This window comes from Syntrophaceae bacterium (genome assembly GCA_013177825.1).
Classification (GTDB): domain Bacteria; phylum Desulfobacterota; class Syntrophia; order Syntrophales; family PHBD01; genus PHBD01.
Genome location: JABLXX010000003.1, coordinates 61,970 through 86,536 on the forward strand (window position 1 = coordinate 61,970; position 24,567 = coordinate 86,536).

Here is a 24,567-nt window from a genome sequence, read left to right on the forward strand (position 1 = left end):
AGAGACCGGGCTGATTCGTTTCGGTTCGACGCGGCATTTTCTTTCCCCGTCGATGTCTGTTTTTCCTTGCCATTGCCGACTCCACCGTCATTCTGCATCGAGGAATTCATCCGCCTGGATGAACGTGAATATCGAGGCTTCACACCCAGGACACGTCACCGACACTTCAACTTCGTTCTTGCCAACATCCACTTTGAAATCGCTTTCATTCAGTTCCGCATCACACCTCGGGCATTTCATTTTTTTTATCTTCTCCTTTCCTTGCTTGATGAAGGACCAACACCACTTCCGTCTCAGGACTCCCATGGACGTCTCCTTTATCCCAACTCACCTCAGGATAATCCCCAGGCAGCGCGGGCCAAAGTAGATCACAGCGAAGATGATGATGACCCAACAGATTGCCTTCAGGTACGGTTCCCGCGTCAGCAGCGTCTCGTCCCAGGGTTCATTCTCGATGTACGCTTTGAAACGTTCGATCATGGCTCCACAGCTCCTTTCGGGATTCGAGGGCCATCCGTTTACAATCTGTCGCTGCTTTCAATGGCCATGATGATCTTTTCCGTAACCTTCGGTTCTCCAAGCTCATAGGCCTCGTTCATTGCCCTGGCCGCATAGTTGTTCACGATCAGCGGGTAGGCGTGAGAGATGGTCTTGTTCTGTCGGTCCTTCGTCGTAAGGCGCCGGCTGAGGGCCGCGAAGGCGCTCTCATCAAAGATGTCATCCACCTTGGCTCCGATGCGCTTGAACTTCAGCGTCAGATATTCCCTGATGTTCCCGTTCAACCCCCGGATCTCCGCCGTCTGGATCCGCCGGATGACCTCCCGCATATCGATATGGAGTGTCTCATTGAAAAGGTTCTTGAGCTCCACCTGGCCAACCAGGATGATACCCAACAGCTTCCGGTAGCCATCCTCCAGCTCGTAAAAGCGTTTCAGGTATTTCAGGGTGTTGGTGTGCAGATCGTGGGCCTCCTCGACAATGAGCACGGACCGGAAACCCTGCTTGGCCCGCTCCAGAAGAAGTTTGTGGACCTGTCTGGTTTTCGTCTCCAGTTTGATGGCCGGCTTCTGTTCCGAGAGATCCATGATGATCGCGTCGCAGATACTGCCGGCATTGACGCGGGTCTTGTCGATCATCTGGGGGAAAATGACGATGACGTCCCCGTCCTTCTTGAGTTGCTCCACCACCTTCCGCCGCATGACCGATTTCCCCGATCCCACCTCGCCGATGACGGCCAGGAATCCCCCATGACGCGCCGCGTCGATCATGGCCGCCTCGATGTACCGGTGCTCCTCGCTCATGAAAATGTCCGAATCCTTCTGAATGTCATCGATAAAAGGATTCCGGAAGATCTTGAAATACTGCAGAGCCTCCTGCTTGATCATTTCACCCTCCACGTGATTGATGAATTGTTCCGGATCTCCCGGAACCATCGCCTTCTGTTTCCGGATCGCCCAGAGCCTCGCGCTCTGCCCCCTCGGGAGAATGTTCCGCAGGGTCTTCCCCAGAGGTTGCCAGACGTCCGAAATCTTCATCTGTCGGGAAATCAGCCAATGCATGGCGTTTGGATGATCCTGCAGCAACTTCTCCACGGCGGACTTCACTTCCGGGTGGTCGATAGGCATGTACCCGCGATTGAGCATCAGATTGATCGTCGGGCGGGACATGCCCGTTTCCTGGGCGATCCAGGACTGCTTGATGTCACAGTCCAGGACCAGTTCTTTGAGGACGATCGGTGCAAATTCCATTTTGTACGCCGTTGCCGTCACGTTTCACCTCCTTACCCTGTCGATCCAATCACGCGGCGATCATTCGCCGCCCACGTTCCGTTTTGGATTGCCGTGATCACCTCCTCCCACGTTCCGTCTTTCATTGCCGCGATCACCTCCTCTGCTTCTTTGATTTCGATGCCCTCGCCATACAGATCCCGCAGGACCTGGTTTCGCTCCGGCGAGATTCTTCCGGTTTCCGCCCGGAGGCGCCTCAGGAATTCCATAAATGATATGCGCCGTGCGGCGATGCTCCGCGACACGGTGGCCGCGTCCATCGTCAATTCCTGATTGTCCGTCAGCTCCGGCTGCCGGATCTCCAGGGGTGTTCCCTTCTTTTCGATGAACTCCAGGTTGCCGACCTTGTCAGCCTGGTGCCCGAACACCTGAAGAGGGGAAATGACGCCGGCGGCAGGGGCCTCGGCCCGCCGCTTGTCACCTGTTCCCTTCCAACTCAGGCCCCACGTCTCGGCCGTCTTCTCCATCTCCGTCTTGGCCTTCTGTGTCGCCGTATGCTGGATGCCGCGATAGGTGCCGTAAGGGACGCCGTTCGTCAGGCGTCCGAATTGATCTTTCCCGACGGGCTGGCACAGCCAGACATAGCCGTTGAAGTGAACCTCGACGGCGGGATATTCGTAGGGATGGCGGACCACATTGACTTTCTGGTGGGCAACCTGGGGATCCGGGATTTGATACTGGCGGTTGTCGACGCTGATCAGCCGGGCTCCGTCCGCCGTGCGAGTGATGGTGGGCTCCCGGATCAGGAGCCGGAAGAGGGATTCCTCCGGACAAAGGCGGAGCTGCTCCGCCGTGATGTAGGACCACAGGACGGAGCGGGGCGCGATATTGCGCATTTTCCGGGCCGCGTTGGCGTGGATGCACCAGTCCAGCGCCCACCGATTCAATTCATCCAGGCCGGAGGGGCGCTGCAGTTTGAGACGGCCTTCAAATCGATTGATGAAGTGCATCAATCCTTCGATGGCCCCCTTGGCCCGTGGGTTTCCCGGCAAATGGGTCTGCAGGTCGATCCTGAGGGCGTCAAAAAGAGCCTGATTGGCCTTCGCCGTTGCAATGGATCCCCGGTCAGCGATCAGAAGGAAGGGGACCCCGTGAAAGCGGTATTTTCCGAGCTTCTCTCCTGATGATCCGTTCCAGGTGTTCCGGATCAGCTCATCCTTCGGGCGCATGGCCGTGAACAGAAACTGCGAGCCGTCCGTCGCCCGCTCGCCCGTGGAATAGAAATACTGAAAGAAGAAGGCCCCGCTGCAATGATCCACCACGGCGTAGCGGAGCAGTTCCTTTTTGATTGTCTTGGCCGTCTTCACGATCTTATTCTTGTACAGCGTCATCTCCGCGTCCCGCTCGCCCAGGCCCTTCTTCTCATCGAGGAAGTACTGGAGGCAGTTGGTCACGTCGAACTGCCAGACGTGGTTGGGGTGATCAGACAGCAGCGTCCGATGAGGGGAAGGGCGGAGCAGATCCTTTGCCGAGATCTGTTCCTGGCGCATCCGGGTCAGAAACCAGCTCGTTGAGACGCCTGTGTCGATCCCGGAATCCTCCAGGATCTCCTTGGCATCACAGGCGGGGAGTGGAATCTGTTTTGATGTCCGTTTGGACACCAAGAGCATGGTGGAAGCCCCGAGCAGAACTTCCCGAGTTGCCCGTGACTGCCCCTTGGTTGCCTTCTCCTTGCGCCAGCGCAACCCGCGCCTGGCGGCCCACCGGAAGACACTCCGCTGTGTCACGCCGTAATGTTCCGCCAGCTCTTTCGCTTTCTGCGATGCCTCGCCACATGGCAGGTCCCGCAGAGTAGCCTGGACGTGGTCCAGGATGGAGTCTGAGACTGCCATGATTAATTGTCCTTTTTCGATCTCCGGTACTCTAGTTCCGCAGCAATAAACCTCACCAGCGCCAGGTTCTCACAACCGCCTCCGGCCAGGTATTTCCGGGCTTTGTGCAGATAATTGGTCGGATCTTTGGGAAAGGCGAAGCTGCTCCTGAAAACGCTCAGATATTTTTCTGCTGCCTCGGCACGTAGCTTGTATTTTCTCATCGGGTGATCGGGACATTCTTCAATGTGCGTTATCAACGCCTCATGGTTACTCGGCGGTGTTCCAGGCGGATAGACGTGGCCGCAAAAGACACACGTCACTGCCCGGCTGTCGTTCTGCAGGGCGATCCGCTCGGCCCGCAGGCGTTTATTCTCCGCTCTCAGGGAGAACCACGTTTTAAGCAGTCCCATTTCCATCCCCTTTCTTGCTTCCGGCTGGCTCGATCTTTTCCTTTGCCGTTCTGCGTTTCTCGATCTTGTCCTTGTAGGCCTTGCCCATCATGTGAGTTGCGGGCATGTTCGCCACAAGGACATCATCCGGCGGAATCTCTTCCTCCATGATCTCCCAGGGGACCTCCTCGGCATTCCGATACTCCTCATGCAGGGCCAGCCGCTCTTCCATGACGATCTTGCCGATAAAGATATAAAGGAAGTAGAGTTGTCGAAGGGCGATCTCCGGGGCCTGGTGCGGGATGATCTTCTTCTTGATGTCCGAGATCCCCTTGAGGAAATCTATCTGCACCTGGGCAAGGAGATTGATGGCATCCTGCTCTTCTTCCGTCAGGTCAGTCAGTTCGACCTTCCGTTCCAGGCGCTGCAGGTCCCGCTCCATCTGATTGATGACCTTCTCCTTCGCCTTGATGAGGCGGTCCTTCGTTTTGATCGTGGCTTCCGCTTCATCCTTCTCTGCCTTGTGGGATTCTTCGAGGGTCTCCAGAAGGGCCTGGATCTCGTCTTTGTGATCGGCGTCCAGGGGGATGGTTTCGCCGTTGTAGATGATGGCGTTATCGGCAATTTTGGCGGAATCCGCCGAAATCGCTTCGCCTAAGTACTTGACTTTATTTATTTGACATCCTGAAAAACTGGCGAAATCCGCCAAAAATTCAGTTCTGAAGGGTTTCAAGTCTATCAATTGCTCATCAACCCTTCGCCTATCTACGCCGACATATTCGCAGAACTGTTCCCATGTCATGTTCATCTTAGAACGATATTCTTTCGATTCCTTAACCTGCTTGAGCATCAGAAGCCCGAAGAAGGCCGATTGTGATTTTTGGAAATTTGTTACTTTAATTTTCCCGGCCATCTCGTAAACATTGGCAATTGCGTCTTCCTTTTCTTTCTGGATAGCCTCAGCGCTCTTCTCGATGTCCCGTTTCATGATTTCTCGGGATTCCGCTGCATCCGAGTAATTCTTCACAAGCTTGTCCGCGTCACTGCTGCCTTTCATCGTCGCCTCCCGTCAGTTCTGATAACTCTTTCCTCGCCCGGTCTACTTTGGTCTCCGTCAGGGTCTTCCGTCTGGCCCAGACAACCGCCAGCCGCATCCCCAGGACGTACCCCTCTCCGATCCGCTCCACCCATCGCAGGTCTTCCATCGTCCCGACCTGGCGAAACACCATGTCCACGGAAAACCCGGTGACTCTTGACAATTCAGAAATGCTGAGCGGTTCCTTCGAATCCTGGAGAACCCCCAGGATCCTGTCTGCCGTCGTCAGCACCTCAATTTTCCTGCAACTCTTTGCTGCCATTATTTCCGCCCCCCTTATCGTCTGATTCCCCGGAACTCCTTCTTCAGCCGTTGCATCTCCGCGATTGCATCATCCAGCTTTCCGATGGCGAGCTTGCGGACCTCCTCGCCGTTGATGACCCTGGCCTCTTCTGCTTTTGCGAGGGTGGAAATCGTCTCCAAAGAGCCGGTGATGTTCTGGATTGCGAAGATTAAAACTGCTGGTAGTGGGTATTCTGCGGGTTTCGATAGATAGTGGTTGAACATGTGGATGGACAGGCGTTTGTGCTTGTCCGATGCTCCAAAGTAGGCATTGATGGCATCAACCATCTCCTCCCTGCTCATGCCTGATGCTCGAAGGGCGCTCTTGACCGTCGCGGCGATCTCGATGCACCCTTCCTCGTAACTTTCCATCCGCCCCGATTTCTCCGGAGCAGCCAAAAGCTTCACTCTGAGTGATTCATATTCCTGGATGGGGGTGTCAAAATCAAATGAGCGTTGATTCGGGTCTAATTTCATTCTCTTTTTAGACATTGACTTATCCTTTCCCCCAGTCTATGAATAACCGTTAGAAATGCTTATTCATCTTCACCCACAAGCCACCTTGGACGTTGACCGCTTCGGCGGCTGCAGATAGTACTCGGGGAACACTTGGCGGTGGTCCCTTCCGATCTTGGAAGCGATGGCCTTCATGACCCGGTCCGAGACGATGATTCGGTGAATGACCTTGGAGACGGTCATCTCGGCAACGCCCAGATCGGATGCGATTGACTTCTGGGTGATGTCGTTTTTCCTCAGTGCTTCCTGGATCTTGTTGGGGGTCATTATCTTTTCGCTCCTTTGCTTTTTGAAGAAGCTTGCACAACAGGAAACGTTTCCGATGGGCGGGGGAAATAGACGCTTGCTCTATTAAAAAGATTGGCGATTTTCCTGGTCGCATCCTCTCCAACCAGGTTTTTTAGCTCCTCGTAAATCGGGTGGCCGAGGAAACATTGGTTCCAGTCAATGCTTTTAAGTGCTTCTACGGACAGTTCTTTTTTACATTGCTGCTGGTCCATGGATTCACCTTTTGATGGTGCGGTTTCGGTGTCTATTTTTTACGTGGGTTTAGATAACGGTTATTTGAATAGTCTAATAATGGGCATGTGTCAAGGGGAATTGTCTATTTTTACGATGCGGAATGTCTAATGCCAAAAGCGGGTAAGTTTGGGTTAAGAATCAAGCAGTTAAGAAATGCCGTGAGGCTAAGCCAAAACGCTTTCGCTGCTCGTATACTCCGCAACAGAAGCACCATCGCCAACATAGAGGGAGGCATCATTGAGTTATCTCCCAAGATAAGACGTGAAATATGTGATGCTTTCAAAGTCAGGGAAGATTGGATTTTAACTGGTGAAGGAGAGATCTTTGTTGATGGCGATATGTCATCGGATATAAGTGGGACCAGGCAGGTTCAGGATGAGCAAGAAACGTCTAAAAATTCCTTTGCTGATCCGCCACGTCATCCAGCTGCGGTATTGATACCATCACCGGATACAAGCCAAACTTTCATTGATCCAGCCCTCCAAGCTATGTCGGACATCAAAGATATTTTCGATTCTGGTGATCCAATTCTAATCCCTGCGATCCAGGCAAATTTGAACGCTTTCAAACGTGCGCTTTTGCGCGAGCGCCAGTTTGCCCAAGTCATTCAGGAGAACAAAGAACTCAAGGAACGCCTATTAAAACTGGAAGCTCTTTGCATGGACATTCCGAAGTTAAAGAATAAAATTCAGGAACTAGAAAAGAAAAACAGTAGTTTGCAGAAAGAAGTCAACCGTTTGAAAGCTACCTATGAGGACCCCAATGGAGAAGGAAGACCTCTCGCAAATACATCCGCATAAGCGAGAATGTTTTTTATTTGTTTCCTGATCATGCAATAAATCAAGATTTTTTGAAAATGGAGGGAATTAATGGGGAATGAAACTGGTTATCAGCATCCGGATACATTCGTCGTGAGGAGAATCGCGTCCGCGCATTCTTCTTGATCTGAATATCGGGACAACCAGAACCTTTTGACGTCGATCTTGATCAAGAGTCGATCTGATATAACTAAGGATAAAACAATGGAATCATATCAGCTTAAATTTATATCGAACATTATTTCCATTGCTTACGCTGACGGGAAACTGTCTGCCGCTGAATTAGCCCAGATAGAATTGATACGGTGCGATCTTAAGCTTAAAAAAAGTGATATAAAAGGTGCTATAAGCTCGATTGAGCAAGGAAAGCACGAGATGATACCGGTTGGTTCGTTTGCCGATCAGGTAAAAAATTTAGAATTGATGCTCCAAGTTGCGTATGCTGATGATGATTTAAATAATGCTGAAAGTGTTTTAATAGAAGATTTCGCAAATAAAGTGGGCATTCATCATGATCAATTGGGAAGAATGCGTTCAGAGGCAATTGATGCTCTGAAAACCCAAGATAGGATTTGCGTTTCATGCGGTACACTTATTGATGTCGAAGCTCGTTTTTGCCCAAAGTGCGGAACTGACTTGAATTCAAAAGGCGATTCTATTTCAGTAGATATGGTTATTCCAAGCACTGGTCTATCGATAGAGTTTGCGGAATCAACAGCAGCCTCCTTTCCTAAAGCATTGGAATTAGCCAAGGCCACCAGTGATTTTAAAAGCTGTTTGAGGAATAAAAAGTCATGGTATTTAGCTTCTTATCCTTCAGGAGATGTATCGGAGGCAATCAATCTCTGCGAATCTCTTAGCGGTATTCGCAATCGACGAGTTTACATCGACGGGAAAGAGAGGCTATGGGACGAAGTATTTGGTTTTGTGTGGTGTGCTGCACGGAGGACAATAGCATATAGACCTATTGAATATTGCTTTGGGAAAGATGATGGTCGGATTAATCCATGGGGTTGTAGACAGGCCAATATGGAATGGAATGATTGGTCAAAATGGTTTTGTTATGGTCGATGGGAGAAAGTTGGAATTTTTGGTGGGAAATATCAATGGGTATTTGACAAGGATAGGATACATCATGAAATAGCAACAAATGTATATCACTATCGCTTTTGTCCTCACCTTCGGACGGATTTATTCGACGCTGTCATAAAAAATCTGCCAATGACAATAATGCCTGATTCTGATCATAATTGGGGATACCGCAGGGCGTATGAACAGGTTCCTGGAGCTATTAAGATCATCGAAAAGGAAGGATCAGGAAATTATACATATACAAATGAATATTGGTCTGATGGTGTACGCCCGAAAAGTGTTGACCCTATGTTTAAAATCCTTTTGAAATCTTTAATGGATATAGGGTGTAACACGACGTTTGTAAATGCTTTGACTAAGTGATTATTCAGCAAGGAAAGATGATTTGATAGTGCAATCACGCGAGCGATCAAATTTCATTTGATTCGCGGTCGAATTTTCCCACCTGTAAAGCTTTCGTAAATCATCGGGGAAGTCAGTTATGACAATTTCAAGCACTTAGTTATGACCCCCCTGCACATGAAGCTTCAAATAGGGCTTTGTCCCTGGCGATCCTTGTGGCATAAAAGACCTGTCCACCCGGCAGTCGTGTATGACGGTCCGTCATTGTTTTATTCGTTCCTGTGCGGTTTCAGAATCTGTTCAACTTCAATAAAGGAGGCAGAGCATGATCGAAGACTGGTACCAGGAGAAGGACAGGGAGAACCGTTTTCCGAAAGAGCTGGTCATGGGAGAGTTTCTGCGGCGCAACGCCGACCGCTTTCCCAACCGGACGGCGGTTGTGTACGGGGACCGCCGCTACACTTACCGGGAGTTCAACCTCCGGGTGAACCGCCTGGCCAACGCGCTCCTGGCGCTGGGGCTGAAGAAGGGGCAGCGGGTCGGCATCTTCGCCCACAACTCGGACCGCTGCGTCGAGGCCGCACTGGCCGTCGCCAAGGCGGGATGCGCCTTTATCCCCATCAACTTCCGGCTGGTCGGCCACGAGGTGGAGTACATCCTCAACTTCAGCGACGCGGAGGCCGTCTTCGTCGACTGGCCGCTCCTGGACGTCATCCGGGAAATCCGCGGCAATCTCAAGGCCCGGAACTTCATCGTCATGCGCCCCGAGGGGCCCGTTCCCGAGGGGATGGTCTCCTTTGACGAAATCGCCGCCGCCGCATCGGAGCTGGAGCCGGCCGTGGACGTCTGGGAGGGCGACCAGGTGGGCCTCGCCCAGACGGGCGGAACGACGGGACGCCCCAAGGGGGTCATCGTCACGCACCGTTCGCTGTGCAGCATCATCTACCAGATCTGCTTCATTCATAATTACCGTGAGGAAGACCACGGCCTCCACGCCATGCCCGCCTACAGCTCCGCGGGGATCGCCTACGACTGGGGGGCCACCCTTTTCCACGGGGGCACGCTGTTCATCGCGCCGCTTCCCCCTTTCGATCCCGCGGCGATCCTGGAGATCGTCACCCGGGACCGGATCAACCATCTCACGCTGGCGCCCGTCATGCTGGACTTCATCCTCATGGTCCTGGCGTCCGCTCCGGGCAAGTACGACGTCAGCTCCGTCCGGACGCTCATCTCCGTGGGCGCCCCCACGCTGCCGAAGACCCGGGAGGCGGCCCTCAGGGCCTTCCGGGAAGGGGTCGTCTACATCGAGTACTCTGCCACGGAAATGGGCGTGGCCACCTGCCTGAAACCCGATGAAGTCATGAAATATCCGATCAGCTCCGGCCGCGCCGCACTGGGGCAGGAGGTGAAGATCGTCGGCCTGGACGGCAGGGACCTGCCCCGGGGTGAGGTGGGGGAGATCGTCGTGGCCGGCCCCATGGTGACGCCCGGCTACAACAAAAATCCCGAGGCCAACCGCGCGGCCTTCCATGGGCGCTTCATCGGCATCGGGGACATGGGCTTCATGGACGAGGAAGGCTACGTCACCATCGTGGACCGCAAGTCCGACATGATCATCAGCGGCGGGGCGAACATCTACCCGGCGGAAATCGAGGAGGTCATGATCCGGAACGGCAAGATCGCCGAGGTGGCCGTGATCGGCGTCCCCGACGAGAAGTGGGGCGAGTCCGTGAAGGCCCTGGTCCGGCTCCAGCCTGGCCAGGAGGCGACGCCGGAGGAGATCGTCGAGTGGTGCAAGGGGAAGATGGCGGGCTACCGGATTCCCAAGTCCGTGGAGTTCGTGGCGGACTTTCCCCGCACGGCGGCGGGGAAGATCCAGAAGGCGGCCCTCCGCAAGCAGTACTGGGAGGGTGTGGAGCGAAAGATCTGACGAGCGGATGCCGGCGACGGTTGGGGGACGGATTTTGATGCGTCCCCCGACGGAGGCCGAGCCCGGCAACACCATGACAGGGAAACCATGGAACCTTACAATGTCCTGATCATCGGTTCCGGTCCCGCGGGACTCTTCGCGGCGCTCGAGCTGGAGCGCCTGGGAGTGGATCGCGTCGCCGTGATCGACCGGCGGCCCTATCCGGCCGGGGGGCTGCTCAACGACGGCAAGCTGAATTTTGACTACCGGATCGGAATCGATCTGCACGAACTGCAGCTGGAACCGGACTCAGCCCAGCGCCTGATGGCGGAAATCCGCGAGGTCTTTGTCGGATTTCCGGCCTGCCGGCAGGTTACCTTCATCGACGGAAACGAGAAGATTGCGGCGCTTTCGGACATTGCCCGGGAGCATGGTGCCCTGTTCATCGCGCCGGAGCAGTGGCACTGGGGGACGGACAACGGGAAGGCCGTTGTCGACTACCTGAGAAGCCGGCTCACCCGGACGGAGTTTCTTCTTGGAACGGCGGTGACGTCCCTGGCCCGGCAGGACGGCGGCGGCTGGTGCGTGTCCTGCCTGCAGGGGCGAAAGAAGATTCGCCATGCGGCGAAAATCATCCTGGCCGCCCCGGGGCGGAGCGGCGCCTACTGGTTCCGGGACGCCGCTGGAAAGATGGGCGTGCGGCACAACTTCAGTCCCATCGACGTGGGAATCCGCATCGAGTTGAACCGCAAGTTCTACGACCCGGTGACGGACATCGTCTACGACCCGAAATTCATCTTCCGGACGGCGCGGCACAGGGACCGGGTCCGGACCTTCTGCACGAATCCCGGAGGGCGGGTACGCCTGGAGAGCTACGACCGCTTCAAGCTGGTCAACGGCGACGCCCTGTCCGGCCGGAAAACGGGCAACACGAACTTCGCCCTCATCAACACGGTTTCCCTGACGGAGCCCTTTTCCGATACGACCGAGTTCGGCCACATGATCGCCCTGCAGTTCCACCTGCTGGGGGGAGGGAAGCCCATCGTCCAGAGGGTGGGGGACTTCCGGGAGGGTCGCAGAAGCTCTTTGCGGACCTTCGACAGCGCGCCCCGGCATTTCGGCGTATGCCGGGCAACCTGCAACGCCACGCCCGGGGACATCACCCTCGGCCTGCCCGCCCGCATCATCGACAATCTCTGGGAGTCCCTGAAGAAAATGGACAAGATGGTGCCCGGGGTCCTGCACCCCTCCACCCTGCTGTACGCGCCGGAGATCAAGTTCTTCGACACGCATTTCCCCACGGACGGGACCCTGGAGACGAACGTCGGGGGAATCTTCGTGGCCGGGGACGGCACGGGCAAGAGCCGCGGCATTGTCGGCGCGGCCATCTCCGGCCTCATCGCCGCCCGGGGGATCGCCGGGAAATACTTCTGAGGAGACGGCATGCCTTCCCCGCACGATACGCTCTGGGGGCATCCCAAAGGACTGTACATCCTGTTTTTCACCGAGATGTGGGAGCGCTTTTCCTACTTCGGGATGCGGGCGCTCCTGATCTTCTACATGACCAAGCAGCTGATGTTTTCCCACGGCGACGCCTCCCGGATCTACGGCCTTTATACGGGCCTGGTGTACTTCACGCCCTTTTTCGGCGGGCTCCTGGCCGACCGGGTCCTGGGGCAGGGCAGGACCCTGATCATCGGCGCCGTGCTCATGGCCGCCGGGCACTTCGTCATGGCCTTCGAGTCCCTTTTCTACCCCGCGCTGGCCCTGCTGATCGTAGGCAGCGGCGCCTTCAAGCCGAACATCTCCACGCAGGTGGGAAGCCTCTACGAGCCTGGAGACCCGCGGCGGGACCGGGCCTTCAGCATCTTTTACGTCGGCGTCAACCTGGGTGCGTTTCTTTCCCCGTTCGTGTGCGGCACCCTGGGCGAGGTATACGGCTGGCACTATGGATTCGGCGCGGCGGGCGTCGGCATGGTGGCCGGGCTGTTCATCTATCTGTGGGGCCGGCGCTGGCTGGCGCCGGACAACCTGCAGTGGCGGGCTGCGCCCGACAGGAAAACCGATCCCGAAGCCCCCGTCCGGGGCGGCGGCGGCGCGCGGCGCGTTCTCGGGCTGGTTGCCGTCTGCCTCGTCGTCATGCTGTTCTGGGTCGCCTACGAGCAGCAGGGGAACACCATCGCCCTGTGGGCCGACGCGGATACGGACCGGCATCTCTTCGGCTGGGAGGTGCCGGCCACCTGGTTCCAGTCCCTCAATCCGCTCTGCATTTTCCTCTTCACACCGCTCATCACGACGTTCTGGGCCTGGCAGGCCCGGCGGGGGCGGGAGCTCTCGACGGCGGCGAAGATGTCTGTCGGCTGCTTTCTCCTGGGACTTTCCTTCCTGGTGCTTATCCCGGCCGCTTACGCCTTCGACGGGGACGGCGTTCCGGTGAGCATGTTCTGGCTGGTGGGTTTCAGTGTCGTTCTTACCGTGGGCGAGCTTTACCTTTCACCGGTGGGCCTGTCGCTGGTCACCAAGATGGCCCCGGCGGGAATGATCTCCATGATGATGGGGGTCTGGTGCCTGGGCCAGTTCGGCGGCAACTACCTGGCCGGCTATCTGGGACACTTCTGGGACCTGCTGCCCAGGGAGCATTTCTTCCTGCTGGTTGCCGCCGTGGCCGGAACGGCCGGACTGATCATCCTGGTCCTCCTGAAGCCGCTCAAACGGATCATGCAGCAATGAGCAGGGGGACGGATTCGATTATACCGGGCCGCGAAGAAATAAAACCGATCCTCTCCCGATTTTCTTGAGCTTTCGAAAACGGTCTGCTAATTTTCCCTGACGGAGGATGGAGCCATGAACCGGATCAGAGAGGAAAGAGGCTTGGCCGTCTCCTGTGTTTTTGCCGTTCTTGTCTGCTTCCTCGCGGCCGTATCCGTCCATGGGACGGAACAGGCTGCTCCGGCCGCCGCCGGACTCGAGAGGCACCAGAAGGCGGGCCTGACCTGCAAGAGCTGCCACAAGGAGGAGCCGCCGAAGACCGTCGTGCCGGGCGACCAGTGCATGACCTGCCATGGAGACTTGGCGAAACTCATCCAGAAGAGCAGCAAGGCCGTTCCCAACCCCCACGCGTCACCCCACATCAACCCGGGCGAGCAGCCCAAATGCGAAGACTGTCATCACATCCATAAACCGTCGGAAATCAGCTGTCTCAACTGTCACCAGGATTTCAAGTACAAGATGCCGTAAAGGCGGGCCTCGGGAGGCGGAAGATTCCATTCCAAGCTCCCGATCGTGTTTCGTACGGACGTGGCGAAATCGCGGGAAATCCCTTTCCCTGCCGCTGTCTTTTGCACCGGTGGCGACGGGAGGCGGTGGATGTGCGATTTCGCATGAAGGGCACTGTTCAGAAGAAGGGAGGCAGGTATGGAGAAGGACAGATTCGGTTCCGTAAACAGGAGGCAGTTCATTCGGGGTCTGGGGCTGGGTGCGGGGCTGCTCACCCTGGGCAGGATCGACATGGCGCAGGCTTCCCTGCTGCCGAAGGCCAAAAGGACTGAAAAATTCAACGTCGTTGTCATCGGGACGGGATTCTCCGGGATGGTGGCTGCCGTTGCGGCCTCGAACATGGGCGCCAAAGTGGCCGTGCTGGAGAAGATGCCGGAGAAGGGGCAGGGCGGCAACTCGATCCTTGCGGGAGGGCTCATCGCGGTGCCCCGGGAAAACAGCCAGGCCGCAAGGGACGAGTACTTCGAGGACTTCATGAAGAAGAGCTCGGGCAAGGGGAATGCGACGCTGTCCCGGGTGCTGGCCGAACAGTCCATGGACGCCGTCATGTGGCTGAAGGGGCTGGGTGCCGACCTGACCGACCCGATCACCGTGGCGGGCTATCGCGTCAAAAGCGTGGTTTTCAAGCCCGGCGCATACAGAGGGATGCCCAAGGGGCTGGAGACGCTCCGGAAGAATCTGAACGGGAAGGGCGGAAAAATCATTTATGATACCAAGGCCAAGCAGCTGATCATGAACGACAGGGGCGCCGTCGTCGGCGTCCGGGCGGAAGACATGGCGGGACTCAAGGATTTCATGGCCGATGCGGTGATCATCGCTTCGGGCGGCTACGGAGGAAACCGCGAGATGCTGGAGACCTTCGTCGATCCCAACGCCGACGACATGATGGTGCGCGGCGTGAAGACGGCGACCGGCGACGGGCTGAACATGGCCCGCGAGGCCGGCGCGATGTGGGTCAACATGGGAGGCATGGCGTCCGTCCATGTGGCGGCCGTTTCACCGAAGAACACGGCGGCGGGCAATCCCTTCATGGCCATCGCCTATACCCTGGGAATCAACCGGGACGGGAAGCGCTACGTCGACGAATCCCTGGGGTACGTCGCCAACGGCAAGGCCTCGATGAAGCAGCCCGGCCAGGTCGTGGCCATGATTTTCGACGAGGAGATCAAGAAGCAGGCCGGTGTCGCCGCCTCGGTGAAGCAGTTTCAAGGCCTCGGCATCGACATCGTGGAAGCGGGCTCCCTGGGCGAACTGGCCTCCAAAATCGGCGTTCCCGCCGCGGCCCTGGAGAAGACCGTCGCCGACTTCAACGCGGCCGTGAAGGATGGAAAGGCCATGGATGCACAACCCGCCAAGGCCGCCTTCGCATTCAAGGTCGAGGCGCCGAAGTTCTACGCCTTCTACCCCCTGTCACCGGGGATCACGCTCACCTTCGGCGGGATCCGGACCAACGAAAGGGCCCAGGCCCTGGAAGCGGACGGCAAGATCATCCCGGGCCTCTATGCCTCGGGCGAGTGCGCCGGCGGACTCTATTACGAGGACTACATCGGCGGCGCATCCCTGGCGAACTGCCTCGTGATGGGGCGCATCGCCGGACAGCAGGCGGCCGGGGCGAAGGCGCCGGCAAAGAAGGGGATGAAGAAGAAAGGCTGAACCGGTTGCTCAAGTCGTTAAAAAGGGGACGGATTTCAAATTCGTCCCTTTTTTTATATCTTATCCTTCAGGCTCGCCAGGTGCGGCATGTCCACCCCCAGCGCCTCGCCCGTTTCGAGAACGTCCAGGTAGAATCGCTTCATCTCCTCCGGGTTCGCGTCAAGATGGCTGTGGTCCCTGATGCGCTTGTAGTGCGGCACGCCCAAGATGCTCCGCCTCAAGAGCTCCGCCGCCTTCCCGTCATCTTCGAGGAGAAACAAGGCCGTCTCAGGGTATTTCCCGTACTCGACGCCGCGTGCGGCCAGGACCTTCAGGGCGTCCTTCACGGCCCGGACGATGAGAAGCCAGAACTCCATCGGCGTCTCCGTCGAGGGAAACTCGCGCCGGGAATAGATCGTGCCGAGAAGGCCCGCGTTGATCGCCTGGTGGATCCAGAGCCACTCGATGATGTCTTCCTTGATCTCCGGGTCGATTCCCGCCCTGGAGAAAGTCTCGACGATCCTCTGGAGCCTCTCTGTGTTCTTCCCGTCCACCTCCCCGATGCGATAGATCTTCTGGATGTTGGCGTACAGCACGCCGTCCTTTCCCTTCGCGCCGCTGAAGACGGAGTAGCCCCAGAGGTAGCGGCTCCTCGGCAGGAGCGCGTCGATCTCTGCGGGTCCGTTCCAGTTGGCGCAGAAGATCAGGAAATCCGATTCCGGGGCCTCTTCGCGGTACTGCCTCACGGCGTCCACGACCTGCAGGTGGTTCGTGGCCACCATGACCAGATCGTACCGGTCGCCGGGGCGGATTTGGTCCACGAGCCGGGGCCGATAGGAGGTCAGGTAGCACTCGGCGGGATCGCTGCGGAAATCCATGACGTCCATCGTGATGTCGCCCGCATGCTTCGGGAGAGAGCCCTTTCTCACGATGTGGGTCACGTCCACGCCTCCCCCGGCAAGCGCCCACCCGTGCATCAGGCCGACGTTGCCCATTCCGACGATCAGGATGCGCATGGCCTTGTCCTCCTTTGAAAAATGAAGAACTCGATTATTTCATAACACATTCACGATCCGGAGGCACGTCTCCCACAGGGAACGGAAACAGATTTCAACTTGTCCCCTTTGTTATGCATTATGTCAATCATGACACAAGTATTATCAACAATATTGATAGGTTCATGTTGCTGTGTTACTGAATCAAGTGTGCAGGCAAAGAACGCATGCCCGTCGCCCGAAGGCGCCGCGATGCCGAATCCCGCCGGCGCCGCCTGCGATCGACCCGCCGGCACCTGCTGCGGGAAGAAGCGGTCTCGGGGGCGGAAGGGGGAACAGGAAAACAAGGAGGGTGGCGGAGGTGTTGATTCAAAAGAGCATGTAAGGTTCGGAAACAGGATTTAAGAGGAATGGCGATGTTCGCTCAAATTCTTACCTCGTCGCTGATCATTGTTCTGCTGGTCGCGATCTTCGCGACTCTCCTGAAGATTTTCCTGTCGATCAAACGCACCACACCACGGGATTTCCCGTATCAACGAGACATGTTTCTTTTCAGTCCGACGGAGCGCTCTTTTTTCAGTGCTCTCGAACAGGCCGTGGCCGGGGAATATCGCATCCTGGCAAAGGTTCGCCTGGCGGATGTGATCGGCGTCAAACCGGAGCTGAGCGGGATCGCCCGCCGCATGGCCGAGAGCAGAATCAAGGGCAGGCACATCGACTTCGTCGCTTACCATCCCCTGACATTCGAAGTGGCGTTTGCCGTGGCACTCGACGACCGGGGCATCGCCCACTCGCAGTGGCAGCCCCGGGACGAGTTCGTCGACAATGCCCTGAGAAGTGCGGGCATCCCGATCATCCACTTCAACGTGCACCGGACGTACAAGGTCCGGGAAATCAGAAACGCACTATCCTGGATGTCGTCCATGACGACCGGCAGACAGCTCGATTGGGAGCAGCTTAATTAGTCCAGGGGGGCAGAATTGAATTACCGCCCCCTCGCCCCCCTTTCCCGCAGGCCCTTTTCCCGCCTCATCCCTTCAGCTTCCGGTAGAGCCTGGACCTCGGCATGTTGAGGATCTTCGCCGCCCGGGACTTGTTTCCCTTCGTCTCCTTCAGGGCCGACAGGATCAGCGACCGTTCGTGGGAGGTGTATTCCTCCCAGGCGCTCGATGCGGTCTTCTCTTCCGCGGCATGGGACCCGAGAAGGGTGCGAACGTCCTCCGAGGTGATGCTGTCCGCGTGGGAGAGGATCGTCAGCCTCTCCACCAGGTTCCGCAGCTCCCGGACGTTGCCCGGCCAGGAATACCGCTTCAGGTCCTCCAGGGCGTCCGTCGTGAAATCCTTGTTCAGCTTGTATTTCTGATTCATCCGCGCGAGGAAGTGCCTGGCCATCGGCCAGATATCCTCGGGTCTTTCCCGGAGCGGCTTGATTTTGAGGGGGAAGACGTTCAGGCGGTAAAAGAGATCCTCCCGGAATGACCCCCTGCGCACCTCCGATTCCATGTCCCGGTTGGTGGCGGAGATGATCCGGATGTTGACGTGCAGCGGCCGGATCCCGCCGACTCTCGTGATCTCGCCGGTCTCGATGGCCCGGAGGATCTTCACCTGGATCCGGTAGGGGATGTCTCCGACCTCATCCAGGAAGAGCGTCCCGTCCCGGGCGATCTCGAACAGCCCGACCTTGCCCCCCTTTGCGGATCCCGTAAACGCCCCCTCCTCGTAGCCGAACAGCTCCGACTCCAGGAGATTCTCCGGGATCGCGGGAATGCTGATGGGAATGAACGGCGCATCACGGCGCGGGCTGTTCATGTGGATGATCTTGGCCAGCACTTCCTTGCCGACGCCCGATTCGCCCGAGATGAGGACGGTGCATTCCGTCGGGGAGATCCGCTTCACCGCCTCGAGCATGGCCTTCATCTGGGGGCTTTCGAAGACGAAATCGGACTCGATCAGCAGGACCTTGCGCAGGTGCTCGATCTCGCGCAGGTATTGATCGGCCTTGCGCCGCTCGCTGTCGAGCATCAGCTTCAGCTCGTTCAGCTCGTTGAGGACCGTCGAGGTCACGACCAGGAATTTCAGCTCCCCCTGCTCGTCGAAGATGGGGCGGCAGCGCGACAGGGCCTCCAGCCCGTTGCGGCCGTGGATGATGTCGCAGACCTCGCTCCGGGTCCGGATCGTCTCCTCGACGACGCTCTTGTCGTAATACCCCTCGCTGATGATCTGCCGGGTCGTCTTGCCGACCCAGTCTTCGGGCCGGATCCTGAGGTAATCGCAAAGGGCCCGGTTGACCATGACGACCCGGGTGTCGGGGCCGTAGACGGCCACGATGTCCGTAAGGCTGTCCAGGACCTTGGTGAGGTTGTCCCGGACCTCTTTCATCAGCAATTGATCCATGGGCTGCTCCATTCTGTCCCGTATTGTCCGTCTGACCGGAGGCAATATGGGGCAAATCGGGACATCCGGCAACCCCTCTTTTTCGCCGCGGGATAAGCCGATACGCGAATCGCCCGATATCCATGGCGTATTTGCCACGGCACGAACCGCGCGCAGGATGGCACGCTCGTTGATGGGACAATTTTGGCCGGATCGGTCCAACATCACCGGCAAAGGAGGAAACATGCATGGGTGAAGCAGAGAACAGAGCGGTTGCGGTACTGGGGGGCGGCGGTGTCATCGGATCGAGCTGGGCGACCAATTTCCTGTGGAGAGGCCTGCCCGTGAATGTCTACGACGTCGGCGAGGACTGCCTGAAGACCGCCCGGGAGCGGGTCGGGGCAAACCTGGACTACCTCGTCGGCAAGGGCCTGCTGCCGCCCGGGAAGAGGGACGAAGCCCTGAAGAGGGCCGTTTATACGACGGACATCGCGGAAGCTCTCCGGGACGTCCGTTTCATCCAGGAGGCGGCCCCGGAGAAGTATGAGGTCAAGCAGGCCCTCCTGGCGGAAGTGGACCGGTATGCCCCCGCCGACGCGGTTTTCGCCAGCAGCACCTCGGGCCTCCTGATTTCGGAGATCGCCCGGGACTCCGCGCATCCCGAGCGCTGCGTCGGTGCGCATCCCTACAACCCGGCCCACCTGATCCCGCTCGTGGAAATCGGGAAGGGCGAGAAGACGTCCGAGGAGACGGTCCGGAAGGCCTGCGATTTCTACAAATCCCTCGGGAAGGATCCCATCGTGCTGCAGAAGGAGGCCTTCGGCTTCATCGCCAACCGGCTCGCCGTTGCCCTGTATCGCGAGGCCGTCGACCTGGTCGTGCGCGGCGTCTGCACCCTGGAGGACGTGGACAAGGCGGTGTGCCTGGGGCCGGGACTGCGATACGCGCTGATGGGGCCGAACCTGGGCTATCACCTGAGCGGCGGCGTGCATGGGATCCGGGGCGTCCTGACCCACATCGGCCCGACGGTCGAGTGGTGGTGGGAAGACATGGCCGCCTGGCATCGCTGGCCCGCCGGCTGGACCGAGCAGGCCCAGGCGGGGGTGCTCGAGGCCATGGCCAACCGCGATCCCGCGACGGGCCGCACGCCGGAGGAGATCAACCGCTGGCGCGACGACGGCCTGCTTCTGATCCTCAAGTACCTGAACAAGATCTGAGACGGTAACGCCGTCGAAAGGAGAGAATATGGATCACATCTGGGACCACAGGGACATTTACGAGTACGACAGGAAGCTCAAGGACGGCATGCCGCCCCTGATCATCTCCGTCGCCATCACCGGCGGCGCCGCCGGCAAGGAAGTAAATCCGAACCTGCCGGAGACCCCCGAGGAGCAGGCAAAGTCCGTCCTGGAGGCCTATCAGGCCGGGGCGTCGGCCGTCCACATCCACGCCCGCGATCCCCTGAAGGGCTATGCCTATTCGTCGGTCAATCCCGCACACTACCTGGAGATCAACCGGCGCGTCCGGGCGCTCTGTCCGGACATCATCATCAACAACACGACCGGCGCCGGGGCGGGGAACCTCACGGCGGAGGAGCGGATGCGGTCCCTCGATGCCGGCCCCGAGGTGGCCTCCCTGAACTGCGGGCCCATCATCCTCAAAGGGACCCTGCCGAGGCGGAAGGCGCCGCTGACGGGGCGCGACGAGCCGATGAACCTCGACGGGTTCATCATCCCCGTCACGGTCTCCGAGATCGAGCTCTTCGCGAAGACCATGACGGAACGGAACGTCAAGCCCGAGATGGAGGTCTACAACCCCCAGCAGTTCAACTTCGTGAACATCCTCATCGAGCAGAAGATGATCCGGCCGCCCTACTGGTTCAGCCTCATCTTCTCCAACGCCTCCGGCGGCATCGGCGTCTCTTCGCACCCCCGCAACATCGTCAACATGATCGACGCCCTGCCGAAGGAGTCGATCTTCCAGTGCATCGGTGTCGGCCCGACGCAGCTCTTCGTCAACACGATGTCGATCATCAGCGGCGGCCACGTCCGGGTGGGCATGGAGGACAGCGTCCTGTACGGGCGGGGGAAACTCCTGGAGAGCAACGCCCAGGCGGTGGAGCGCATCGTCCGGCTGGCGAAGGAACTGGGCCGGGAAGTAGCCACGCCGGCCGTGGCGAGGAAGATGCTGGGCATCTCGGAGACGCCCTCGCAGTATTGACAACGGCATCATTTGGGAAGCAGGGGACAGGTGTCGTCCGTCGACCAGTGCACCGCGCCGGGCCGACGGTAGCCTGTCCCTTTCTTATCCAAGGCCGGAAATCGGAGGGAAGCATCCTGAATTTTTTTGGAGAAAAAGGTTGTTGTGTGTTCATGAATATTGTATGTTCACAAAAAATGAACAGGCACAAAAAGTGAACGGTACGTGCCATGAAGAACAATTACCGGGAAGATGACCTGATCGCAGATGCTGTCGGTGCGTGCGCCCGGGAGACCGGTCTTGATCTGACTGTCGAGGGCGAGGGAGTCGACAGGAAGATCCTGATCGGCAGGCAGGGGGTGGGGATCCGCCTCGATCCTCGATTGATGCCGGGACTGAGCAGGACGATGGCCATCATGATGACAACGCGGGCGGAGAAAGATTCGGATCGGATCGTCGTGGTGACGCAGCAGGTGAACCGCAAGCTGGCCGGCCTGTTAAGGCAGTATGGGATCCAGTTTATGGACGAGGCCGGAAATGTCTATCTGAATCAGCCGCCGCTGTTTGTCTTTGTGAAGGGGAACATCCGCGAGGAGCCGCCCCGGGGGCCTGTCATCGGACGTATCTTCAAGAAGACCGGACTCAAGGTTCTCTTCGCGCTCCTTTGCAATCCGGGAATGGAGCAGGAGCCGTATCGGGCGATCGCGGCCGGAACGGGGGTCGCCCTGGGCATGGTGAACCGGGTATTCCAGGAGTTGAAGGAACAGGGGTTCCTGCTGGAAACGGCGGAAGGGCGCAGAAGGAAGGCGCGGCTGGTCGACCGGGACAAGCTTCTGGAGCGATGGATTGCAGCCTTCGGGGAGGAACTTCGTCCCAAGCTGCTGATCGGACGTTATCGGGGGCGTGATGAATGGTGGGAAGGAGTTGAACTCGATCCCGCATTGGCCCAGTGGGGTGGGGAAATGGCGGCGGCAAGGCTGACCGGTCAATTGAAACCCCAGGACATTCTTCTCTACGTCAATCATCCCCTTTATGCGTCGATTCTCCGGGAACATCGGCTGGTCAAGGACCCGGCCGGCGATGTTATGCTGCTTGCGCGCTTCTGGAATCCGCAGGCGGTTCCGCCTCAGGGCGACCATGTTCACCCGATCCTGGTGTATGCCGACCTGATGGCGACGGGAGACCAGCGCAACCTGGAAGCAGCCCGCAGAATTTATGAAACGCATATCATTCAACTTGTCCGGCCGGCTTGAGCCGATCCTCGTCGATGTCCTCCGGCGTATCAATATGGCGACGGGAGCCCTGGGGATTCCCTTCTTTGTCGTCGGTGCGACAGCCCGGGATATCCTGCTGGAACACTGCTACGGCATCAAGGCAGGCAGGGCTACGCGGGACCTGGATATCGGCATCAAAGTGGCCGGCTGGGATGAATACGGGAAACTGACCTCGGCGCTCCTGGACTCAGGCTCATTCACTCTGACTCGCGAGCCTCACAGAATGTGCTGCGGCATGCTGGAAATCGATATGGTTCCCTTCGGCGCCGTCAGTATCAACGGCCGTGAAATCCGCTGGCCCCCCGATCAGGCAATCGTCATGAGTATACTGGGTTTCCAGGAGGCACATGACGCCTCCCTGCTTGTCCGCCTGGCCGTCAACCCCTCGCTGGATGTTAGAGTTCCTACCATTCCCGGCCTTGCCCTGCTGAAGCTCATCTCGTGGCATGAGAGTTATCCGGGGCGCCCGAAGGATGCAGCCGACCTCCTGCTTCTCATGCTGAGTTATGCAGAGGCGGGAAATCAGGATCGCTTGTTTGAAGAGGCCGGCTTGATGGAGGCAGAAGACTTCAACCCGACCATGGCTGGTATCCGGCTCCTGGGAAGGGATATGGCCTCGATGGCAGGCCCGGAGACGTCATCGGTGGCCGCCTCCATCCTGCAAAGAGAGATCAATGCGGATGAAGGCCATCATCGCCTGGTCCGGGACATGACGCGTGGGAAGGCCGTGTTTCAGCGCAATCTGGCGGAAGCCCGAAGAATGCTGGAAAAGCTGAGCCAGGGATTGTCAGACCGGAACGATAAGGGGGGAAGTGTTCAGGGATAATCCTGAGCACATCCTTTCCGGAGGCAGCCTGCCCGGCAGTTTCTTACCCAGGACTTAGGACAGCCGGGACAGGGCTGCCACATCACTTTACTCCGCCGCTTCCTTCATTCCCGAGCCGCTCTTAGCCATGGCAATGAACCGGGTGCCGTCCATGCGGGCCAGGGAAAACAGGGCTATTTCAAGAGCTGATTACGATCTGGAATCATTTGGAACGCTCCTCCCGCTTCCAAATCCACGCCATGGAATTTTCTTCCTGTCAGTAGCGATACCGAAAAATGACATAATAAACTATCCGCAGGCATTGCGGTATTCCTGTGGCTGTGCTATCAATCTTCGCCGTGCGGGAAACCTCCATGCTTTCATCACCCGCGGTCACCCGTTACCGACGAACAACCAAGGTCTGATACCGGGCTCCTCGACGGCGCTGCCGGACAAGCAACGCCGGGCATTTCTTCATCCGTCGCATTCACCCTAAGCAGAATCTGTGCGGAGCCAGACAAATGGACAAGACGGAACGCTTCCGTGGCTGTCTCATCGGCCTCGCCGTCGGCGATGCCCTGGGAACGACCGTTGAGTTCAGCGCCCCCGGCGCCTTCAGGCCCCTCGTGAACATGATCGGCGGCGGCCCCTTCGGCCTGGAGCCGGGCCAGTGGACCGACGACACCTCCATGGCCCTCTGTCTGGCGGAGAGCCTGATCGCCTGCCGGGGCATGAATCCCAAAGACCAGATGGAGCGCTACCGCCGGTGGTGGCGGGAAGGCTATCTCAGCAGCACCGGGAAATGCTTCGACATCGGCTCGACAGTCCGCACCGCCCTCGCGGCCTTCGAGAAGACCGGCAATCCCCTGAGCGGCTCCACGGACCCCTTCTCCGCCGGCAACGGCTCCCTCATGCGCCTGGCCCCGGTGCCCATGTTCTTCCACCGGGACGCCCGGCAGGCCATCGAGCAGTCCGGTGAAAGCTCCCGCACGACCCATGGCGCCCTCGCCGCCGTCGACGCCTGCCGCTATTTCGGCGCCCTTCTCTGGGGCGCCCTGAACGGCGCCGGCAAGAATGATCTCCTCACCGATTTCTACTCGCCCGATCCCGGCTATTGGGAAGAAAAGCCCCTCATCCCGGAAATCGCCGACATCGCCGCCGGATCCTACAAGCGCAAGGAGCCTCCCGAGATCAAGGGCACCGGCTACGTCGTCCAGTCCCTCGAAGCGGCCCTCTGGGCCTTCCACAAGGGCGGTTCCTTCGAGGAGGGCTGCCTCCTGGCCGTCAACCTCGGCAACGACGCCGATACCACCGGCGCCATCTACGGCCAGATCGCCGGGGCATACTACGGAGAGAGGGGCATCCCGGAGGAGTGGAGGAAGAAGGTGGCGATGGGGGAGAGGATCAGGGGGATGGCGGAAGGGCTGATGTCATGACTTTTCATAA

General features: G+C 58.2%; 25 protein-coding genes. 13 read left to right on the forward strand and 12 right to left on the reverse strand.

Features of this window, described 5'->3' with window-relative positions; all coding sequences use genetic code 11:
• Nucleotides 1-87: 87 nt before the first annotated feature.
• The 10 genes from HPY65_07910 to HPY65_07955 all read right to left on the reverse strand — a co-directional run bounded on the left by HPY65_07910 (nucleotide 88) and on the right by HPY65_07955 (nucleotide 6,384).
• Complete coding sequence (locus HPY65_07910) at nucleotides 88-306, reverse strand: hypothetical protein (GenBank protein ID NPU84400.1); 219 nt, start codon at nucleotides 304-306, stop codon at nucleotides 88-90.
• Nucleotides 307-327: 21 nt separating this feature from the next.
• Nucleotides 328-480 (reverse strand): hypothetical protein, encoded by a 153-nt coding sequence (locus HPY65_07915; protein NPU84401.1) that lies wholly within the window; start codon nucleotides 478-480, stop codon nucleotides 328-330.
• Between the two features lie 38 nt (nucleotides 481-518).
• Nucleotides 519-1,385 (reverse strand): AAA family ATPase, encoded by an 867-nt coding sequence (locus HPY65_07920; GenBank protein NPU84402.1) that lies wholly within the window; start codon nucleotides 1,383-1,385, stop codon nucleotides 519-521.
• A gap of 395 nt (nucleotides 1,386-1,780) precedes the next feature.
• A complete protein-coding gene (locus tag HPY65_07925; GenBank protein ID NPU84403.1) occupies nucleotides 1,781-3,619 on the reverse strand; it encodes a hypothetical protein in 1,839 nt (612 codons plus the stop codon).
• A gap of 2 nt (nucleotides 3,620-3,621) precedes the next feature.
• Entirely contained in the window at nucleotides 3,622-4,017 is a 396-nt protein-coding gene (locus tag HPY65_07930; GenBank protein ID NPU84404.1) for a hypothetical protein, read from the reverse strand.
• On the reverse strand, nucleotides 3,998-5,047 hold the full coding sequence (locus tag HPY65_07935; GenBank protein ID NPU84405.1) for a hypothetical protein: 1,050 nt from the start codon (nucleotides 5,045-5,047) through the stop codon (nucleotides 3,998-4,000). The genes HPY65_07930 and HPY65_07935 overlap by 20 nt, the downstream gene beginning before the upstream one ends.
• The gene (locus HPY65_07940; GenBank protein ID NPU84406.1) at nucleotides 5,031-5,348 is read right to left on the reverse strand and encodes a hypothetical protein; all 318 of its coding nucleotides are present in this window, start codon (nucleotides 5,346-5,348) and stop codon (nucleotides 5,031-5,033) included. Before HPY65_07940 ends, HPY65_07935 begins: the two co-directional genes overlap by 17 nt.
• Before the next feature lie 14 nt (nucleotides 5,349-5,362).
• On the reverse strand, nucleotides 5,363-5,860 hold the full coding sequence (locus HPY65_07945) for a hypothetical protein (protein ID NPU84407.1): 498 nt from the start codon (nucleotides 5,858-5,860) through the stop codon (nucleotides 5,363-5,365).
• A 54-nt stretch (nucleotides 5,861-5,914) separates the two neighbouring features.
• Nucleotides 5,915-6,151 carry a helix-turn-helix transcriptional regulator gene (locus HPY65_07950; protein ID NPU84408.1) on the reverse strand — a complete coding sequence of 79 codons (237 nt, stop codon included), beginning with the start codon at nucleotides 6,149-6,151 and terminating at the stop codon, nucleotides 5,915-5,917.
• Nucleotides 6,151-6,384, reverse strand: a complete 234-nt coding sequence (locus tag HPY65_07955; protein ID NPU84409.1) for a hypothetical protein — start codon at nucleotides 6,382-6,384, stop codon at nucleotides 6,151-6,153. Before HPY65_07955 ends, HPY65_07950 begins: the two co-directional genes overlap by 1 nt.
• Before the next feature lie 129 nt (nucleotides 6,385-6,513).
• Between HPY65_07955 and HPY65_07960 the strand changes: the two genes are divergently transcribed.
• The 7 genes from HPY65_07960 to HPY65_07990 all read left to right on the forward strand — a co-directional run bounded on the left by HPY65_07960 (nucleotide 6,514) and on the right by HPY65_07990 (nucleotide 15,496).
• A complete protein-coding gene (locus HPY65_07960) occupies nucleotides 6,514-7,206 on the forward strand; it encodes a helix-turn-helix domain-containing protein (protein ID NPU84410.1) in 693 nt (230 codons plus the stop codon).
• A gap of 222 nt (nucleotides 7,207-7,428) precedes the next feature.
• The gene (locus HPY65_07965; GenBank protein NPU84411.1) at nucleotides 7,429-8,679 is read left to right on the forward strand and encodes a zinc-ribbon domain-containing protein; all 1,251 of its coding nucleotides are present in this window, start codon (nucleotides 7,429-7,431) and stop codon (nucleotides 8,677-8,679) included.
• 304 nt (nucleotides 8,680-8,983) lie between these two features.
• Nucleotides 8,984-10,588, forward strand: coding sequence for an AMP-binding protein (locus tag HPY65_07970; protein ID NPU84412.1), 1,605 nt, complete (start codon nucleotides 8,984-8,986; stop codon nucleotides 10,586-10,588).
• Nucleotides 10,589-10,675: 87 nt separating this feature from the next.
• The gene (locus tag HPY65_07975) at nucleotides 10,676-12,001 is read left to right on the forward strand and encodes an FAD-dependent oxidoreductase (GenBank protein ID NPU84413.1); all 1,326 of its coding nucleotides are present in this window, start codon (nucleotides 10,676-10,678) and stop codon (nucleotides 11,999-12,001) included.
• 9 nt (nucleotides 12,002-12,010) lie between these two features.
• Nucleotides 12,011-13,297: a peptide MFS transporter gene (locus HPY65_07980; protein NPU84414.1), complete on the forward strand. Its 1,287-nt coding sequence runs from the start codon at nucleotides 12,011-12,013 to the stop codon at nucleotides 13,295-13,297.
• A gap of 114 nt (nucleotides 13,298-13,411) precedes the next feature.
• Nucleotides 13,412-13,804, forward strand: a complete 393-nt coding sequence (locus HPY65_07985; protein NPU84415.1) for a cytochrome c3 family protein — start codon at nucleotides 13,412-13,414, stop codon at nucleotides 13,802-13,804.
• Nucleotides 13,805-13,981: 177 nt separating this feature from the next.
• Complete coding sequence (locus tag HPY65_07990; protein NPU84416.1) at nucleotides 13,982-15,496, forward strand: FAD-dependent oxidoreductase; 1,515 nt, start codon at nucleotides 13,982-13,984, stop codon at nucleotides 15,494-15,496.
• Nucleotides 15,497-15,549: 53 nt separating this feature from the next.
• Here HPY65_07990 and HPY65_07995 read toward each other — a convergent pair whose 3' ends face one another.
• On the reverse strand, nucleotides 15,550-16,491 hold the full coding sequence (locus HPY65_07995) for a ketopantoate reductase family protein (GenBank protein ID NPU84417.1): 942 nt from the start codon (nucleotides 16,489-16,491) through the stop codon (nucleotides 15,550-15,552).
• A 395-nt stretch (nucleotides 16,492-16,886) separates the two neighbouring features.
• On the opposite strand from HPY65_07995, the gene HPY65_08000 reads away from it, so the two are divergent.
• A complete protein-coding gene (locus HPY65_08000) occupies nucleotides 16,887-17,435 on the forward strand; it encodes a DUF2726 domain-containing protein (GenBank protein NPU84418.1) in 549 nt (182 codons plus the stop codon).
• 64 nt (nucleotides 17,436-17,499) lie between these two features.
• On the opposite strand, the gene HPY65_08005 is transcribed toward HPY65_08000, so the two are convergent.
• Nucleotides 17,500-18,864: a sigma 54-interacting transcriptional regulator gene (locus tag HPY65_08005; GenBank protein ID NPU84419.1), complete on the reverse strand. Its 1,365-nt coding sequence runs from the start codon at nucleotides 18,862-18,864 to the stop codon at nucleotides 17,500-17,502.
• Nucleotides 18,865-19,091: 227 nt separating this feature from the next.
• On the opposite strand from HPY65_08005, the gene HPY65_08010 reads away from it, so the two are divergent.
• The 5 genes from HPY65_08010 to HPY65_08030 all read left to right on the forward strand — a co-directional run bounded on the left by HPY65_08010 (nucleotide 19,092) and on the right by HPY65_08030 (nucleotide 24,557).
• Nucleotides 19,092-20,060 (forward strand): 3-hydroxyacyl-CoA dehydrogenase family protein, encoded by a 969-nt coding sequence (locus HPY65_08010; protein ID NPU84420.1) that lies wholly within the window; start codon nucleotides 19,092-19,094, stop codon nucleotides 20,058-20,060.
• 28 nt (nucleotides 20,061-20,088) lie between these two features.
• Entirely contained in the window at nucleotides 20,089-21,063 is a 975-nt protein-coding gene (locus HPY65_08015; GenBank protein ID NPU84421.1) for a 3-keto-5-aminohexanoate cleavage protein, read from the forward strand.
• 209 nt (nucleotides 21,064-21,272) lie between these two features.
• Nucleotides 21,273-22,295: a hypothetical protein gene (locus HPY65_08020; protein ID NPU84422.1), complete on the forward strand. Its 1,023-nt coding sequence runs from the start codon at nucleotides 21,273-21,275 to the stop codon at nucleotides 22,293-22,295.
• Complete coding sequence (locus HPY65_08025; GenBank protein ID NPU84423.1) at nucleotides 22,258-23,142, forward strand: hypothetical protein; 885 nt, start codon at nucleotides 22,258-22,260, stop codon at nucleotides 23,140-23,142. Before HPY65_08020 ends, HPY65_08025 begins: the two co-directional genes overlap by 38 nt.
• 500 nt (nucleotides 23,143-23,642) lie before the next feature.
• A complete protein-coding gene (locus HPY65_08030) occupies nucleotides 23,643-24,557 on the forward strand; it encodes an ADP-ribosylglycohydrolase family protein (GenBank protein NPU84424.1) in 915 nt (304 codons plus the stop codon).
• The last annotated feature ends 10 nt before the right edge of the window (nucleotides 24,558-24,567 follow it).